The sequence below is a fragment of the Duganella aceris genome (assembly GCF_011090165.1).
Lineage (GTDB): Bacteria > Pseudomonadota > Gammaproteobacteria > Burkholderiales > Burkholderiaceae_D > Rugamonas > Rugamonas aceris.
The window spans coordinates 318374-335983 of the sequence record NZ_JAADJT010000008.1 but is presented as its reverse complement, the minus strand read 5'-3'; the positions used below and the strand labels follow the sequence as shown (position 1 = coordinate 335983).

Sequence of the window (17610 nt, the reverse complement as noted above, 5' to 3'; positions counted from 1 at the left end):
CTTGGGTATCCTGTTCATGCGTGCTTCAACTGATCGCCGACCGGCAGCTTGCGCAGCCGCTTGCCGGTGGCGGCGTAAATGGCGTTGGCCAGCGCCGGCGGCAACGCGGCGGTGCCCGGCTCGCCGATGCCGCCCGGCGCCTCGCCGCTGTGGACGATCACCACTTTGACCGGCGGCGCCTGGTCGATGCGCAGCATGCGGTAATCGTGGAAGTTCGACTGCTCGACGCGGCCGTCCTTGATGGTGATCTCGCCGTACAAGGCGGCGGTGATGCCGAACATGACGCCGCCCTCGATCTGCGCCGTGACCGTGTCCGGGTTGACCACCAGGCCGCAGTCCACCGCGCAGGTCACCTGGTTGACGCGCACCTCGCCCTCGCCGTCCACCGTGACTTCGACCACCAGCGCGATGAAGGTGCCGAAGGCCTGCATCATCGCCACGCCGCGTCCGCGTCCCTTGACGGCGGGTCCGGGCCAGCCGGCCGCCCGGGCCGCCGTCTCGATCACCCTGCGCGCGCGCGGCGACCCGGCCAGCAGGTCGAGGCGGTAGCGCACAGGATCGGCGCCGGCGGCGGCGGCCAGTTCGTCCATGAAGCTCTCGACCACGAAGGTGCTGCGGCCCGGACCGACGCCGCGCCAGAAAGCGGTCGGCACCGCGCCCGGCTCCTTGCGGGCGAACTCGATCAGCTGGTTCGGCAGGCGGTACGGCAGCTCGGCCGCGACTTCGACCGCGTCGGCGTCGACGCCCTTGCTGTACAGCGGCGGCGCGAAGCGCGCCATGATCGACGAGCCGGTGATGCGGTGGGTCCAGGCCTGCGGCTTGCCGGCGGCGTCGAGGCCGGCGGCGATGGTGTCGTAGTAGTAGGGGCGGTACATGTCCTGCTGGATGTCCTGTTCGCGGGTCCAGAACACCTTGACCGGGGCATCGACCAGGCGGCCGATGCGCACCGCCTGGCCGATGAAGTCGACCTCCAGCCGGCGCCCGAAACCGCCACCCAGCAGGAAGTTGTGCAGCGTGACGCGCGACTCCGGCAGGCCGGAGATGCCGGCCGCCAGCGCCACCGCGCGCGTCGGCACCTGGGTGCCGACCCACAGCTCGCAGGCGTCGGCGCGCACGTGGACGGTGCAGTTGACCGGCTCCATCGGCGCGTGCGCCAGGAACGGCTGTTCATACACCGCTTCGACGCGCGTCACCGCCTTGGACATGGCCTGCGCAGCGTCGCCGTCCTTGCGGGCGACGCCGGCCGGCCCCAGCGAAGCAGCCTTCAGCTCGCGCACCACCGCCTCGGTGGTATAGGCGGCACCGGGTCCCTCGTGCCATTGCAGCAGCAGCGCCGCCGCGCCGGACCTGGCGGCCCAGGTATGCTCGGCGATCACCGCCACCGCGTTGTCGATGCGGACCACGTTGCGCACGCCCGGCACCTTTCTGGCGTGCGTGTCGTCGACCGAGGCCAGCCTGCCGCCGAACACCGGACTCTGGACGATGGCCGCGTACAGCATGCCGGGCAGGCGCACATCGAGGCCGAACCGCGCGGCGCCGTTGACCTTCTCGCGCGAATCGAGGCGCTTGGCCGGAGTGCCGATCAGCTTGAACTGCGACGGCGGCTTCAGCGCCACGTCGCGCGGCACCGGCAAAAGCGCGGCGGCGGCGGCCAGCTGCCCGTAGCCGAGGCGGCGCCCGCTGGCGGCGTGCACCACCTCGCCGCGCTCGGCGTGGCAGGCGGCGGCGTCGACCTTCCAGCGCTGCGCCGCCGCCGTCACCAGCAAGGTGCGGGCGGTGGCGCCGGCCCGCCGCATCGGCTCCCAGGCGTAACGGATCGAAGTCGAGCCGCCGGTCATCTGGCTGGCCAGCAGCGGGTCGCGGTACAGCGCCTCGTTCGGCGGCGCGTGCGCCAGCGCCAGCGACGACAGCGGCACCTCCAGTTCTTCCGCGATCAGCATCGAGATCGCGGTGTAGATGCCCTGCCCCATTTCGACCTTCGGCATCACCAGCGTGACCACGCCCTGGGTATCGATGCGGATGAAAGCGCCGCCTTCGAAGCCGGCGTCCTTGCCGGCGCCGCGCGCGGCCCGCGAGGCGCCGGGCAGGCCGAAGCCCAGCAGCATTCCGCCGCCGACGGCGGCGCTCAGGCGCAGGAAGGCGCGCCGCGACGGTGCCGCGCCGGACGTGGCTTGAGGTATCGGCGCGCGCATCATTTGGCGCCTCCGGCGGCCAGCTTGACGCCGGCGCGGATCCGATTGTAAGTGCCGCAACGGCAGATGTTGCCGGCCATGGCGGCGTCGATGTCGGCGTCGCTCGGCCTGGGATTTGCCGCCAGCAGCGCGCAGGCCGACATCACCTGGCCGGACTGGCAGTAACCGCACTGCACCACGTCCAGCGCCACCCAGGCGTCCTGGATTTTCTTGCCGGCCGCCGTGGCGCCGACCGCTTCGATGGTGGTGACCTGCGCCTGGCCCACCGCCGCCATCGGCAGCACGCAGGAGCGCACCGCCTTGCCGTCGAGGTGCACGGTGCAGGCGCCGCACTGGGCCATGCCGCAGCCGAACTTGGTGCCGGTCATGCCGACCAGGTCGCGCAACACCCACAGCAAGGGCATGTCGTCGGTGGCGGCCACGGTCTGCGGCGCGCCGTTCAGGTTAAAGGTGATCATGCAAGCTCCCGTTCGTTACTTCAATATTTGATGTAACTATGGGGGCAAAACCGGATTGCGACCTCTCCCGAATGGGCGGGGCGCCGCTGATTTAGGTGACTAGCGGAGCGCCGCTACAGCCCTTGTCCGCAGGCGTGCAGGTCGATGATGCCGCGCTCGATGGCCTGGGTCACCGCGTGGGTGCGGTCGCTGGCGTTGAGCTTGGAGAGGATGCTCTTCATGTGCACCTTGACCGTCTCTTCCGAGATCGCCAGGTGCATGCCGATGCGCTTGTTGCTCTGGCCGCCTGCGACCAGCTGCAGCACTTCGATCTCGCGCTTGCTCAGCGCGCCCTCGTGCCAGTGCTCGGCGATGCCGCTGGCCACCGACGCCGGGATGCTGCGGCGGCCTTCGTGCACGCAGCGCACCGTCGCCAGCAATTCCTTGCGCAGCATGCTCTTCAACAGATAACCGGCGGCGCCGGCGGCGATCGCGCGCTGCGCCAGCACGTCGCCCTCGTAGGTGGTCAGCACCACGATGCGGGCGTTGGGAAATTCCTTGCGGATGGCGATGGTCGCGTCGATGCCGTTCATGTCCGGCATCTGGATGTCCATCAGCGTGACGTCGGGCAGCACGCGGCGGTAGGCCTCCACCGCCTGCAGGCCGGTGGTCGCCTCGGCCACCAGCAGCATATCGGCCTCGTCGGCGATGACGCTGGCGATGCCTTCGCGGAACATCGGGTGGTCATCCACGCTCAGTACGGTAATCGGCGAGTTCGGGGCCGGATTCATAAAATTTCTCGTTTCAAGTCGGCGGACGGCTCCAGCATGACACATACACAAGTTTTGTGCCATACCCCCATCTAGGTATGGGTCACCCCCCGTATCGGGGCGTGGCAAACGGCGGCGGAAAGCTTACTCTTTGTTACAGTATAGCGTAACAACGTAAAGGCCGGACCATCATGCGGGGATTTCACTCCAGTTTTCCGCGCGGGAGCGCGGGTTTCGGCCTGCTGATGCTGCGCCTGGCCGTCGGCCTGCAATTGCTGTTCGAGAGCCGTTGCACCGGCGCCCTGCCGTGGTGGCAGGCGGCGCTGGTGAGCGTGGTCGGCCTGGCGCTGCTGCTGGGCGTGCTGACCCCGGCGGCGGCGGCGCTCAGCGCCGCGTTCCAGCTGACGTGCCTGGCGCACGCCGGCTGGGCCCACGCCGCGCCGCTGCTGGTGGCCGCGATGACCGCGGTCACACTGGTGCTGATCGGGCCCGGCGCCTACTCGCTGGACGCCCGGCTGTTCGGACGCCGCCGGCTGGTGCTGCCGATGTCCTCGGACGGCAAGCGATTTTAGTCTTAACTTAAGGGAGAATGACATGCGACTGGATACCAGGACCTGGAACCCAAGCCCCGCTCACGGTAGCGGTAACACAGGCGCCGTCGTCCCACAGGGCGCCAAAATCCACCTCGTCATCGCGCACAGCGACGCCATCGTCCGCGCCGGACTGGCGGCGCTGCTGGGCGCCGAGGGCGATATGCAGGTCACCATGGCCGGCCCCGACGCCGACTTCCATCCCGGCGCCGACGTGATCATCGTCGATCATCGCGGCGGCCTGGAACACATGCGCCGCTGCGCCAACGCGCACCACGGCGAGCACACGGCGCGGGTATTGATCGTGACCCAGCTCGACCGCGAATGGGAGGTGCGCACGGCGATGATGGCCGGCGTGCACGGCTACCTGCTGCAGAACGCCGATCCGGAGCAGCTGCTGACGGCGGTGCGCACGCTGAGCCGTGGCATGCGCTACCTGAGCGCGGACCTGAGCCGCTGCGTCGCCGACAGCTTCACCCGCATCGGCCTGACCAGCCGCGAGACCGACGTGCTGCAACTGCTGGCGCAGGGACAGTGCAACAAGTCGATCGCGCGCGAACTGGGGATCGGCGTCGGCACCGTCAAGACCCACGTGAAAGGTCTTTTCGACAAGCTTGGCGCCACCGCACGCACCCACGCCGTGGTGCTGGCGACGCGGCGCGGCCTGGTCGGCGACGGCGCGGCCAGCCAGCATTAGCGGCGATAGTCGTTGTCGGTGAGGCCGGAAGCGCTGTAGAATCGCGCCATGTACGCACCGACACTGTTCTCAGGCACGCAACACCGCAAGACGCGCTATCAGCGCGTCGTGATGTTGTTCGTGCTGGTGTTCCTGGCGCTGCAGCTGATCGGCGCCGGCGCGCACAAGCACGCCTACACCGATCACGAGCCCGATTGCGCCGCCTGCCTGGTGGCGGACATGCCTTCCGGCGTGCCGCCGGCGGCCGCCGTGGTGGCGCCGGTGGCGCCGCTGGCCGGCCTGCCGCTGCCGGTCGCGCAGCCCGGCGGGCGCGTCGCCGCCGATGCCGATTACCTGACTCCCCCTTCGCAGGCGCCGCCCGGCGCTGCTGTTTACTCCTTCTGATTTTCTTTTCATCGCTTGCGCGTCGCGCCGACCCTGTCGCCGCGACCGCATGCCGTTCACGCATTCAAGGACATAACATGCAGCACACGCCACAACTCCGCACCCTGCCACTGCTGATCGCAGCCGCTTTCTACGCGCAACACGCCTGCGCCGTCGATGCCGACGATGTCGCCGCGCCCGACACCGCGCCGATGCAGCAGGTCGAAGTCACCGCCGCGCACCTGAAAAGCGCGCGCATCGACCTGTCGCCCAACATCGGCACCACCATCTATTCGATCGACAAGCACATGGTCGACCAGCTGGGCCAGGGCGACAACACGCCGTTCAACGAAGTCCTGTTGCGCCTGCCGGGTGTGAGCCAGGACTCCAAGGGCTCCGGCTCGATCCACGTGCGCGACGACCACGGCAACGTGCAGTACCGCGTCAACGGCGTGCAACTGCCGGAGAGTATCAGCGGCTTCGGCCAGTCGATCGACACCCGCTTCGTCGAATCGACCGATTTCATCACCGGCGCGCTGCCGGCGCAGTTCGGCCTGCGCACCTCCGGCATCGTCGACATCCAGACCAAGGAAGGCCAGCCCAAGTCGGGCGGCCGCGTCGGCGTGCTGGTGGGCAGCCATGACCACGTCGAACCGAGCGCGGAATTCTTCGGCACCCAGGGCGCGTTCAACTACTACCTGTCCGGCAGCTACCTGGCGAACAACCTTGGCATCGAAAATCCGCTGCCGGACCGCGGCGCCCTGCACGACCGCACCAAACAGAATAAATCGTTTGGCTCGTTATCCTACTTCCTCGACGACCAGACGCGTCTGGGCCTGATGTTCGGCACCTACAACGGCCGCTTCCAGATCCCCAACAATCCGGACCAGGCGCCGGCGTACGCGCTGGCCGGCCCGGGCGTGGCGTCGTCGCAGCTCGACGAGAACCAGCGCGAGGTCAACCGCTTCCTGGTGCTGTCGCTGCAAAAGAGCATCGGCGACCTGAATTACCAGATCTCGGCGTTCCACCAGTATTCGGAGCTGCACTACACGCCGGACGCCCTGGGCGGCGACTTGATCTACAACGGCGTGGCGTCGAACACGCTGCGCTCGAATTCGTCCAGCGGCACGCAGTTCGACGCCAGCTACAAGCTGAACGACAGCCACACCGTGCGCGCCGGCCTGGCCTACACGCGCCAGACCACGCACAGCGACAACAGCGTCGGCGTGTTCGACCTGGCCGACGACGGCACGCAGCTGAGCGCCACGCCGCGCACCATCATCGACAACGCCGCCAAGACCGGCAAGACCTCCAGCGTCTATCTGCAGGACGAGTGGCATCTGGCCGCGCCGCTGACGCTGAACTACGGCGTGCGCTTCGACAAAGTCGCGGCCTACGTCGACGAACAGCAATGGAGCCCGCGCGTCAACCTCGCCTACCAGCTGGCCAAGGGCACGGCGCTGCACGCCGGCTACTCGCGCTACTTCACGCCGCCGACGCAGGAACTGGCGGCGCAATCGAGCATCGACAAATACGCCGGCACCTCCAACGCGCCGGAAGTCGCGGTGTCGGACAACGTCAAGTCCGAGCGCACCCACTACTACGACGTCGGCGTCAGCCACCAGGTCAACGAGGAGCTGACCCTGACCGCCGACGCCTACTACAAGAAGATCCGCAACATGCTGGACGAAGGCCAGTTCGGCCAGGCGCTGATCCTGTCGCCGTTCAATTACGAGCGCGGCTATGCCAAGGGCCTGGAGCTGTCGGCCGTCTACAGCCGCAAGAACTGGGGCGGCTTCCTCAACTTCAGCACGCAGAAGGCGGAAGGCAGCAACATCGTCTCGGGCCAGTCGCTGTTCGGGACGGACGAGCTGGCGTACATCGCCAACCACTACATCCACGTCGACCACGACCAGACGGTGACGGTGTCGGGCGGCGCCCACTACCACTGGGGCGATTCGCAGATCAGCGGCGATGTGCTGTACGGCAGCGGCCTGCGCATGACGCCGGACGGCGCCGCGCCGAACTCCGGCCACCTGCCGCACTACACCAGCGTCAACCTGGCGCTGACGCACACCTGGAAAAACACCGGCGTCGGCACGGTGGAGGGCCGGCTGGCGCTGATCAACGCCTTCGACAAGTCCTACCTGCTGCGCGACGGCTCGGGCGTGGGCGTCGGCGCGCCGCAGTACGCCGAGCGCCGTTCCTTCTATGCCGGTCTGTCGACCAGTTTTTGACGCCGGCGGCGTGCGACGATACCGATCGTAGCATCCGGTGATGCCGCAGCGGCGGATTACAAATTCGTTAACAATCGCGATATAATCCGCCGCTTCGACAACTCACCACCGACGCCATGCGAATCCTTAAAGCCCTGATCGTTTTATGCGCCACAGCGGCGTTGGCCGGCTGCGCCTCGTGGAGCGGATCCCACGGAACCAAACAGACCGGCAGCATCGTCGACTATCTGTACCCCGACGCCAAGGAGGCGCCGGTCATGACGCCGACCGTCACCAGATTGCGGCCGCCGGTGCGCGTCGGCATCGCCTTCGTGCCCGGCGCCGGCTGGGGCGACGGCCTGCCCGAGGCGCAGAAGGTCAAGCTGCTGGAGCGTGTCAAGGAATCGTTCGCCAAGCATCCCTACATCGGCAAGATCGAGATCATCCCGTCGCAGTACCTGCGCGCCAAGGGCGGCTTCACCAACCTGGACCAGGTGTCGCGCATGTTCGATGTCGAAGTGGTGGCGCTGCTGTCTTACGATCAGGTCCGCTTCGCCGACAACAACGCGCTGTCCGTGCTGTACTGGACCATCATCGGCGCCTACGTGATCCACGGCGACAAGTACGACGTGCAGACCATGCTGGACGCCTCGGTGTTCGACGTCCAGAGCCGCAAGCTGTTGTTCCGCGCCCCCGGCACCAGCCAGATCAAGGGCAGCGCCACCATGGTGAGCATCGGCGAGAAAGCGCGCGCCGCGCAGGTCGAGGGTTATAACGCCGCCGTCGACCAGCTGATCCCGCAACTGCAAGCGGAGCTGGACAACTTCCGCGAGCGGATCAAGAACGACGCCAACTTCAAGGTCGAGAACAAGGCCGGCTACAAAGGCGGCGGCAGCGTCGGCTGGATCGGCCTCGCCCTGGCCGCGCTGCTGGGCGGCGTCGCCTATGCCGTTCGCCGACGCCGCGCCTGAGCTGCTGGAATTCGACCGCCACGCGCTGCTGGCGGGCGAGATCTGGCGGCTGTGGAGCGGCCATTTGGTCCACTACTCGTGGCAGCAGGCGCTGGTCGACGGCGCGGTGGCGTTGGTCGCCGCATCGATCGCCGCCCGCGCCTACGGCGTGCGCCGGCTGCTGGCCGCGCTGGCGCTGGCGGCGCCCTGCATTTCCATCGGCCTGCTGCTGTTCGCGCCGGACTGCCTGTACTACCGGGGCTCGTCCGGCCTGGCCGTGATGCTGGCCGTGATGGCCGGCGCCGCGCTGTGGCCGCGCGCCGGCAACCCGGGACGCATGGCGCTGGCGGCGATGGCGCTGTCGCTGGCGGCCAAGATCGCCGCCGAGGCGCTGCTGCTGGCGCACGGCTGGTCCGACATGCCGGCCGATGTGCTGATCTCGTGGCAGGCGCACCTGCTGGGCGCCATCGCCGGCGGCGTCGCCGCATGGCGCCATGTGTTGGTTGCGCGTCACCCACAGCGGTAGCACTTGTGCATTTTTCAAGGTTGCAGGCATAATCGTTGAGACTTGAACGATCCCGGACTTGCGCGCTTGGAGGATGACTTGAAAACTACCCGCACCATTCTCGCCGCCAGCCTGGGCGCCGCCTTCCTCGCGCCGCCGGCATGGGCCGACGACGACATCCAGTCGGTGGTGGTCACGGCGCAGTCGCGCAAGCAACTGGAGCGGGACGTGCCGATGACCATGCAGGTGTTGACCGCCAAGGACATCGCCAACGTCGGCGCCAAGGATCTGTCGGACCTGAACGGCTACATCCCCGGCCTGACGGTGGACGCGATCGAGCCGACGCAACCCAGCTTCGGCATTCGCGGCGTGCAGGCGGGCGACTTCGGCATCGCCACCGATTCGCCGGTCGGCATCTACGTCGATGGCGTCTACACCGGCAAGACCGGCGGCGCGCTGATGAACTTCGTCGATGTGCAGCGCATCGAAGTGGTCAAGGGCCCGCAAGGCACGCTGTTCGGCCGCAACAGCGCGGCCGGCGCGATCGCCATCACCACCAATGAGCCGGGCAAGGACGTCGATGCCGCCGGCCACCTGAAGATCGGCCGCTTCGGCCGGGTCAACGCGGACGCCATGCTGAACCTGCCGATCAGCGACAGCATGGCCGCGCGCCTGGTGCTGGTGCGCGCCAAGAGCGACGGCTGGATCAGGAACAGCGCCACCGGCATCAAGTCCGGCGGCGACGAGGATTGGGCGGCGCGCGTCTCGCTGCGCAAGGACTTCGACGCGGCCAAGGTGGTGCTGTCGCTGGAGCACGAGGACATGGACCAGGACGGACGCCCCGCCTTCGGCGTGATCAAGGATCCACGGCTGCCGCTGGGCGGCTATCGCGGCGTGTACGACGCCGCCTATACCGCCAACTTCGTCAATCCGTTCGACGCGCCGCTGGCCAACGACCAGCAAGGCAGCGAGGGCCGCAAGTTCGACGGCGCCACGCTGCGCGTCGAAGCGCCGCTGGCCGGCATGACCTTCAACGCGACCACCGCCTACCGCCGCTTCGAGACTTACAACCTGACCGACAACGACGGCGGCGCGCGCCCCGATCTGTACCTGACCACCCAGGACGCCAAGAAGGCGCACAGCTTCCAGCAGGAGTTCAAGCTGTCCGGCAAAAACGATCGCCTGGACTGGATCGCGGGCCTGAGCTTCTATCACAACAACGAGCACCAGGACGCCGGCGCCTACGTCACCACCGGCACACTGGACACGCTGAGTCAATTCTCCGGCGGCCAGCCCAACTTCGCGCGGCTGTTCGGCGGCCTGGCCGCCGCCGGGCTGCCCGGCATCGGCCCGAACTCGGTGTTCTCGTGGGACGAGACCCACTACAGCGACGTCAGGACCAGGTCGGCCTCGATCTACGGCGACACCATCTGGCACCTGACGCCGAGCACCAATGTCACCGTCGGCCTGCGCTACACCAGGGACAAGAAGCGCATGACCTGGTACGTGCCGGGCCGCGTCTCGCCCAAGCTGGACGACTTCCTCAACATGTTCGGCCCGTTGGCCGGCCTGAACGCGGCCTCGTTCCCGTCCAATGTCATCTTCGACACGGCGTCGCGGCTGGCGGCCACGCCGGTCACGCGCGACAAGGACTGGACCGATGTCAGTCCGCGCCTGGTGCTGGATCATAAGCTGAACGCGGATACGATGCTGTTCACGTCCGTCTCGCGCGGTTACCAGGCCGGCGGCTTCAACATCTTCACGCCGCCGAATCCGGCCTCCGCCACCAGCACCGGCAAGGATCCGAGCTTCGCGCCGGAGAAGATGACCAATATCGAGGCCGGCGTGAAACTGGCGCTGCCGCGCTACAACGCCACGCTGAACGCCTCGCTGTTCGGCTACAAGTTCAAGAACCTGCAGGACATCCAGCTGTACAGCGTGGGCACGCTGCCGACCTATAACGTGGTCTCCAGCGACCAGAAGGCGCACGGCCTGGATCTCGATGGCCGCATCCGCGTCACGCCGCGCGTGACGCTGTTCGGCGGCCTCGAATACATCGACCAGAGCTACACCCGCTACCAGCGGCTGGACGCCAACGGCAACGTCACGCTGGATCTGGGCGGCCAGCCGGTCGGCACGCCGCGCCTGACGGGGATGGCCGGGGTCAATCTCAACTGGGAAGCGGCCGAAGGCCGCGCCAGCGTCAACTTCCAGGGCACGCACGCCACCGCCACCCGCTGCAACAGCGACACGGCGGATCTCGATTGCCTGCGCACCGCGAAGCTGAAGACCGGCACCGCCACCAGCAAGTTCGACCTGCGCGTCGGTTGGGACAGCCCGAGCTCGCGCTACGGCGTCGCGCTGATCGTCAACAATGTGTTCGACCAGCGTTATATCCAAACGCTGGCCGGTCAGACCGAGCAATACGGCGCGCCGTATGCCAGCATCACGCCGCCGCGCGCGATCGGGGTCGAGTTCCGGGCCAGCATGTGATGGGCGTGGCGCGCAAGCTCGCCATCGGCGCGGCGGCGGTCGTGATCGTCGGCGCCGGCGCCACGCTGGCGTTGGCGGTGCGGCCGCCGGAGCTGCTGCGCGTCGGCGCCAACTACGGCGCCAAGATCGTTTGCTCGAACGTATTCGTGGCCGAGCGCGACGCGCAGGCGGTGTTGGCCGACGATGTGCAGGCGCCGGGCCATCCGGTGCTGAAGTACCTGAGCGTGCGCGTCGACCAGCAGCGCAAGATCGTGCGCACGCAGTTCCTCGGTTTTATCGGTGATGGCTTGGCGGTGTACCGCCCCGGCACCGGCTGCGCGGTGGCGCCGGACGGCGACGTCGCCCGCGCCGCGCAATATCAATTCAATCCGCTGAAGATCTGGGCACCCTCGCCCAACGTGCCGTGGCCCACCGGTTCGCAGCCGGAGACCGAGAAAGCGGTGCAGGCGCTGCTGGAACAGCAGGCGCTGGCCGGACCGGGCATGCGCGGCATCGCGGTCATTCACAACGGCCGGCTGATCGCACAGCGCTACGGCGAGGGCTTCAGCGCGGCCACGCCGCTTTTGGGCTGGTCGATGGCCAAGACCGTCAGCGCGGCGCTGGTCGGCATGCAGATCGGCGACGGCAAATTATCGCTGCAGCAGAACGGCTTCTGGCCGGACAAGGGCGATCCGCGTTCCAGCATCACGCTGGCGCAGTTGATGGCGATGAGCAGCGGCTTGCAATTCAACGAGGGCTATGGCGACGTGTCCGACGTCACGCGCATGCTGTACCTGGAGCCGGACATGGCGGGCTACAGCGCCGGCCAGCCATTGGCGCAGGCGCCGGGCAGCGTGTGGAATTATTCGAGCGGCACCACCTTGCTGTTGTCGCGCATCTGGCAGCGCGCGGCGGCCGGCGATGGACACGACGCGGCTTCGGCGGCGGTGCTGTCGCTGCCGCATGACCGGTTGTTCGCGCCGCTGGGCATGAGCAGTGCGCTGATCGAGGCCGATGCGCGCGGCAATCTGGTCGGGTCCAGCTATATGTATGCGACCACGCATGATTGGGCGCGGTTCGGGCAGTTCCTGTTGCAGGACGGCGTTTGGCAGGGCAAGCGCATGCTGCCGTCAGGCTTCGTCGATGCGATGCGGCAGCCGGCGCCGGCGTCCCGTGGCCAGTACGGCCAGGGGCAGCTGTGGCGCTGGGGGCCGTCCGGCGATACGCCGGAGGGGCAGAATCCGGACCTGCGCTTCCAGCTTCCGGCCGATACGTATTGGATGGAGGGACACGACGGCCAGAGCATCGCGGTGGTGCCTTCGCGGCAGCTGGTGGTGGTGCGGCTCGGCCTGACGCCGCATCGGCTGCTGTATCAGCCGCAGGCTTTGCTGGCGGCGGTGCTCAAGGCTGTCGAATGACCGCGAAGGCCGGTGTCCCCTGGAGCCTGCTGCGCCATCAGGATGAGATGTTGCGCATGGGCGGCCGGATCGTGCTGCACACGGCGCGGCGCGCGCTGCGGCCGTCTCCCGGCGCGGCCGACATCGCGCCGATCACGCGCGCGATCGCGGCGCCGCCGGCGGAGCTGGTCGGGCATTATGTCGACTGGTCCTGCGCCTGGGCCGGCACGGCCGGCCGCTATGCGGGCCAACTGCCGCCGCACATGGTGTCGCAATGGAGCTTGCCGCTGGTCGGCGAATTGCTGCTGCGATTGCCCTACCGGCTGACCGGCGTGATCAACCAGGGCGCGTCGCTGCGCGTGCACGGCCCGCTGCCGCGCGATACGCCGCTGATCGTGCGCGCGGCGCTGGAACGGATCGACCAGACCGCCGACCGGGTCCGGGTGGTGGTGGCCATCACCACCGGCACCGAACGCCACGCCAATCTATTGGAAGCCAAGCTGCATATGAGCTTCCTGCTGCCCGGCCCGCGCGCCCCGAAAGCGGTGCGGGAGCGGCCGCCACCAACCCAATGGCGCACCGCCGGCCTGTGGCACGCCGACGCCGACGACGGCCTGCGCTTCGCACTGTTGACCGGCGACTTCAATCCGATACACTGGTGCGGTCCGCTGGCGCGGCGTTCGGTGTTCGGCGGCAAGGTGCTGCACGGCTTCGGCAGCCTGGTGCGCAGCTACGAGGCGCTGCAACCGGGCAGTTTCAATGAAATCGACGTGCGCTTCGTGCGCCCGGTGCCGCTGCCCTGCGCCGCGTTGTCGGTGCAGGTCGCGCCGGAGGGCGACGCGGACGCCGACGGCTGGCGCGCCGTGCGGCTGGCCGGCGCCGGCGACGCCGTCCACCTGGCCGGGCGCCTGCGCTTGCACTGCGGGACGGCACCGACCGACGCCGCCGACCCGACGCCGCAAACCTGACGAGGATACCGCAATGACGATACTGATACTGGGCCTGATCATCTTCCTCGGACTGCATTCGGTCCGCATCTTCGCCGATGGCTGGCGCACGCAAATGCGCGCGCGGCTCGGCGAAAAAACCTGGAAAGGCTTGTACTCGCTGATCTCGCTGATCGGCCTCGCGCTGATCGTCTGGGGCTACGGGCTGGCGCGCCAGACGCCGCTCGCGGTGTGGACGCCGCCGCCGTTCACGCGCCACCTCGCGGCGCTGCTGGTGTGCATCGCCTTCGTCTTCATCGCGGCCGCCTACGTGCCGCGCAACGGCATCAAGGCGCGGCTGCATCATCCGATGACACTGGGCGTCAAGACCTGGGCGCTGGCGCACCTGCTGGCCAACGGCACGCTGCACGACATCATCCTGTTCGGCGCCTTCCTGCTGTGGGCCGTGCTGCTGTTCCGCTCCGCGCGCCGACGCGACGCGGCGGCCGGCACGGCCTACCCGGCCGGCAGCGGCGGCGCCACCGCGCTGACCATCGTCGCCGGCGTGGCGGGCGCGCTCATCTTCGCGTTGTGGCTGCACGCGCCGTTGATCGGCGTGCGGCCGTTCTAGGCCTCAGTTGCACTTGCCGCGCAGCGCGGCGGCGATCACCCACGGCAGCGAATACGGCCCCACCACGTTGATCGGGCCGATCGTGGCCGGCTGGTGCTTCAGCGCGTCGTCGTGCAGGCAATCCGGCACCCTGGCCTGCTCGAAGGCCGCGCTGATCCTGCCGTGCGGCGTCACGGCGCCGTACGCGCCGGCACTCCGGTTCGCGGCGTCCACCGGACGCGGATCCTCGGCGACGATCTCGCGCACCGCCTTCTTGATCATCTCGTCGGTCAGCGCCGGCGGCGGTGGCGGTGGCGGTGACGGTGGCGGCTCCGGTTGCGGCGCGGCGGCCGCCAGCAGGCCGGCAAGCATTGTGTATATCATCGATCCTCCGTTCAGCGATCAGTGTACACCCTGCGCTTCGGGCGCCGGCGATGCGCCGGTGGCGGCGGTGGGCCTGGTTTCCGCCTTGTGCTCGCCGGCCAGGAACATATACATCGCCGGCACAACGAACAGCGTGAACAGGGTGCCGATCGACAGCCCGGTGAAAATCACCAGTCCCATCGCATGCCGCCCCGCCGCCCCGGCGCCGGACGCGATCACCAGCGGCACCACGCCGAACACCATCGCCGCCGTCGTCATCAGGATCGGACGCAGACGGGTGGCGGCCGCCTCCTCGATCGCTTCGCGCTTGCTCTTGCCGGCCGCGCGCAGATGGTTGGCCACTTCGACGATCAGGATGCCGTGCTTGGAGATCAGTCCCATCAGCGTCACCAGCCCCACCTGCGTGTAGATGTTGACCGAGGCGAAGCCGAGGAAGATGAAGGTCATCGCGCCGAACAGCGCCATCGGCACCGAGAACAGGATCACCACCGGATCGCGGAAGCTCTCGAACTGCGCCGCCAGCGCCAGGAACACGATGACGACCGCGAACAGCATGGTTACCAGGAAGCCGCCCGACTCCTGCATGTACTGGCGCGATTCGCCGGAAAAATCCGCCGTGTAGCCGGACGGCGCGACCTCCTTCAGCGTGTCGCGCAGGTACTGCTGGATCTCGCCCTGCGAGGCGCCGGTCACGCCGGAGATGGTGGCCGAATTGAGCTGCTGGAAGCGCGTGATCGACGCCGGCTGCACGCTGTACCTGATGCTGGCGACGGTGCCGGCCGGGATCATGCCGCCGTCCGGCGTCTTGATGTAGAAGTTCAGCACATCGTCGGGATTGAGCCGGTCCACCTGCAGCACCTGCGGGATCACCTTGTAGGAACGGCCGGCGATCGAGAAGTAGTTGACGTAGCCGCCGCCCAGCGCCGCGCCCATGGCGTTGCCGAAGTCCTGCTGCGTCAGGCCCAGCGTGGCCAACTGGTCGCGGTCCACCTCGACCCGCGCCTGCGGCGAATCGATCTTCAGGTCGACGTCGGCGAAGTAGAATTTCTGCTCCTTGTTGGCCTTGTCCAGCACCGCCTGCGCCACCGTGTTCAGGTTCTCGAACGGCTCGGTGGTGGTGATCACGAACTGCACCGGCAGGCCGGAACTGCCCGGCAGCGCCGGGAACTGGAACGCCGCCACGCGACCGCCGGCGATGTTGTTCCACTTGGCCTGCAACTCCTGCTGGATCTCGTGCGCGGAACGATTGCGCAGCTCCCAGGACTTGAACAGCACCCCGCCGATGCCCGAGTTCACCGTCGGCACGCCGGTGATCTGGAACATCTGCTCGTACTCCGGCAGCGTCCTGGCGACTTCGAAGATCTGCCTGGCATAGGTCTGCATCTGCTCCGAGGTGGCGGTCGGCGCGCCGACCACCTGCGACAGCACGATGCCCTGGTCCTCCTCCGGCGCCAGCTCGGACTGCGACATCTTGAACATCAGCGTCAGCAGCACGAACACGATCACGCCGAACACGATCAGCACCGCCCAGGTGTTGAGCAACTCATGTAGCAGCCGCAGATAGCCGTTGTGGACCTTGTCGAACACGCGGTCGATGGCCTTGACGAACCGGCCCTGGTCCTGCCTGGCGTCGAAGAACCAGCCGCACATCATCGGCGACAAGGTCAGCGCCACCACCCCGGACACCGCCACCGCGCCCGCCAGCGTGAACGCGAACTCGGTGAACAGCGCGCCGGTCAACCCGCCCTGGAAGCCGATCGGCACGTAGACCGCGATCAGCACCACCGTCATCGCCAGGATCGGGCTGCCCAGTTCGCGCGCGGCGACGATGGCCGAATCGAAGGGACGCATGCCGGCCTTCATGTGGCGGTCGACGTTTTCCACCACGATGATGGCGTCGTCCACCACCAGCCCGATCGCCAGCACGATGGCCAGCAGCGTCAGCAGGTTGATCGAGTAACCGAGCATCAGCATCACGAAGAAGGTGCCGACCAGCGACAGCGGCATCGCCACCGCCGGCACGATCACCGCGCGCAGGCTGCCGAGAAACAGGTAGATCACCAGCGTGACGATGATCAGCGCCTCGACCAGCGTCTTCACCACTTCGCCGATCGAGGTGTTGATGAACTCCGTCGAATCGTAGACGATCTCGCCGGTCAGGCCGGCCGGCAGCTGCTCGCGGATCGGCGGGAAGGCCTCGCGCACGCGCTTGGCCACATCCAGGATGTTAGCCTCCGGCGCCACCTTGATGCCGATGAACACCGAACGCACGCCGCTGAAGGCGACGTTGAAATCGTAGTTCTCCGATCCCAGCGTGACGCTGGCGATGTCCTCCAGGTGGACGATGGCGCCGCCCTGCTGCTTGACCGCCAGCGCCTTGAATTCCTCCACCGTGTGCAGGTCGGTGCCGGCGGTCAGCGGCACGGTCACCATCTGGCCCTTGGTGGCGCCGAGTCCGGTCAGGTAGTTGTTGGCGGCCAGCGCCGCGCTGACCTCGGCGGCGGTGACGCCGTGCGCCGCCATCTTGCCCGCGTCCAGCCAGGCGCGCAACGCGAACTGGCGCGCGCCCAGCAGCTCGGCGGTCTGCACGCCCTGCACCGCATCGAGCTTGGGCTTGACCACGCGCGCCAGGAAATCGGTGACGTTGTTGGTCGGCAGCGTGTCGCTGTAGAAGCCCATGTACATCGCGTCCGTGGTCTGGCCGGTCTGCACCGTCAGCACCGGTTGCTGCGCCTGTTGCGGCAGCTGGTTGCGCACCGCGTTGACCTGGGTGGTGATCTCGGTCAGTGCGCGGTTGGAATCGTAGTTCAGCCGCAGCGTGGCGGTGATCACCGACACGCCGCTGGTGCTGGCCGAGGACAGGTAGTCGATGCCCTGCGCCTGCGCGATCGACGATTCCAGCGGCTGGGTGATGAAGCCGGCCACGGTGGCGGCGTCGGCGCCGTAGTAGGTGGTGGAGATGGTCACCACCGCGTTCTGCGTCTTCGGATACTGGTTGATCGGAAGGCTGAACAGCGAACGCAGGCCGAGCACCACGATCAGCAGGCTGACGACGCTGGCCAGCACCGGGCGCCGGATGAAGATGTCGGTGAAGTTCATGG

Annotated in this window: 15 protein-coding genes; 10 read left to right on the top strand and 5 right to left on the bottom strand. The window is 67.9% G+C overall.

The window, feature by feature from the left end; all coding sequences use genetic code 11:
- Window positions 1-14: 14 nt before the first annotated feature.
- The 3 genes from GW587_RS19060 to GW587_RS19050 form a co-directional block, all read right to left on the bottom strand.
- A complete protein-coding gene (locus GW587_RS19060) occupies window positions 15-2195 on the bottom strand; it encodes a xanthine dehydrogenase family protein molybdopterin-binding subunit (RefSeq protein WP_166106086.1) in 2181 nt (726 codons plus the stop codon).
- A complete protein-coding gene (locus GW587_RS19055) occupies window positions 2192-2650 on the bottom strand; it encodes a (2Fe-2S)-binding protein (protein ID WP_166106085.1) in 459 nt (152 codons plus the stop codon). Before GW587_RS19055 ends, GW587_RS19060 begins: the two co-directional genes overlap by 4 nt.
- A gap of 113 nt (window positions 2651-2763) precedes the next feature.
- A complete protein-coding gene (locus GW587_RS19050) occupies window positions 2764-3420 on the bottom strand; it encodes a response regulator (protein WP_166106083.1) in 657 nt (218 codons plus the stop codon).
- A gap of 170 nt (window positions 3421-3590) precedes the next feature.
- Between GW587_RS19050 and GW587_RS19045 the strand changes: the two genes are divergently transcribed.
- From GW587_RS19045 to GW587_RS19000, 10 genes are all read left to right on the top strand, one after another.
- On the top strand, window positions 3591-3971 hold the full coding sequence (locus GW587_RS19045) for a hypothetical protein (protein ID WP_166106082.1): 381 nt from the start codon (window positions 3591-3593) through the stop codon (window positions 3969-3971).
- Between the two features lie 22 nt (window positions 3972-3993).
- Window positions 3994-4686, top strand: coding sequence for a LuxR C-terminal-related transcriptional regulator (locus tag GW587_RS19040; protein ID WP_166106080.1), 693 nt, complete (start codon window positions 3994-3996; stop codon window positions 4684-4686).
- 48 nt (window positions 4687-4734) lie between these two features.
- Window positions 4735-5070 carry a hypothetical protein gene (locus tag GW587_RS19035; RefSeq protein ID WP_229259540.1) on the top strand — a complete coding sequence of 112 codons (336 nt, stop codon included), beginning with the start codon at window positions 4735-4737 and terminating at the stop codon, window positions 5068-5070.
- A 77-nt stretch (window positions 5071-5147) separates the two neighbouring features.
- Window positions 5148-7286 (top strand): TonB-dependent receptor, encoded by a 2139-nt coding sequence (locus tag GW587_RS19030; protein WP_166106078.1) that lies wholly within the window; start codon window positions 5148-5150, stop codon window positions 7284-7286.
- Between the two features lie 116 nt (window positions 7287-7402).
- Window positions 7403-8236, top strand: coding sequence for a rhombotarget lipoprotein (gene rhlP, locus GW587_RS19025; RefSeq protein WP_166106076.1), 834 nt, complete (start codon window positions 7403-7405; stop codon window positions 8234-8236).
- Complete coding sequence (rrtA, locus tag GW587_RS19020) at window positions 8211-8741, top strand: rhombosortase (RefSeq protein WP_166106074.1); 531 nt, start codon at window positions 8211-8213, stop codon at window positions 8739-8741. The genes rhlP and rrtA overlap by 26 nt, the downstream gene beginning before the upstream one ends.
- 78 nt (window positions 8742-8819) lie before the next feature.
- Window positions 8820-11213, top strand: coding sequence for a TonB-dependent receptor (locus tag GW587_RS19015; protein WP_229259539.1), 2394 nt, complete (start codon window positions 8820-8822; stop codon window positions 11211-11213).
- Window positions 11214-11218: 5 nt separating this feature from the next.
- Window positions 11219-12610: a serine hydrolase domain-containing protein gene (locus GW587_RS19010; RefSeq protein ID WP_371875620.1), complete on the top strand. Its 1392-nt coding sequence runs from the start codon at window positions 11219-11221 to the stop codon at window positions 12608-12610.
- On the top strand, window positions 12607-13557 hold the full coding sequence (locus tag GW587_RS19005) for a MaoC/PaaZ C-terminal domain-containing protein (protein ID WP_166106070.1): 951 nt from the start codon (window positions 12607-12609) through the stop codon (window positions 13555-13557). The genes GW587_RS19010 and GW587_RS19005 overlap by 4 nt, the downstream gene beginning before the upstream one ends.
- Before the next feature lie 13 nt (window positions 13558-13570).
- Window positions 13571-14146 (top strand): NnrU family protein, encoded by a 576-nt coding sequence (locus tag GW587_RS19000; RefSeq protein WP_166106068.1) that lies wholly within the window; start codon window positions 13571-13573, stop codon window positions 14144-14146.
- Between the two features lie 3 nt (window positions 14147-14149).
- On the opposite strand, the gene GW587_RS18995 is transcribed toward GW587_RS19000, so the two are convergent.
- Window positions 14150-14509 carry a hypothetical protein gene (locus tag GW587_RS18995; RefSeq protein WP_166106066.1) on the bottom strand — a complete coding sequence of 120 codons (360 nt, stop codon included), beginning with the start codon at window positions 14507-14509 and terminating at the stop codon, window positions 14150-14152.
- An 18-nt stretch (window positions 14510-14527) separates the two neighbouring features.
- A complete protein-coding gene (locus GW587_RS18990; protein ID WP_166106064.1) occupies window positions 14528-17608 on the bottom strand; it encodes an efflux RND transporter permease subunit in 3081 nt (1026 codons plus the stop codon).
- Window positions 17609-17610 lie beyond the last annotated feature (2 nt).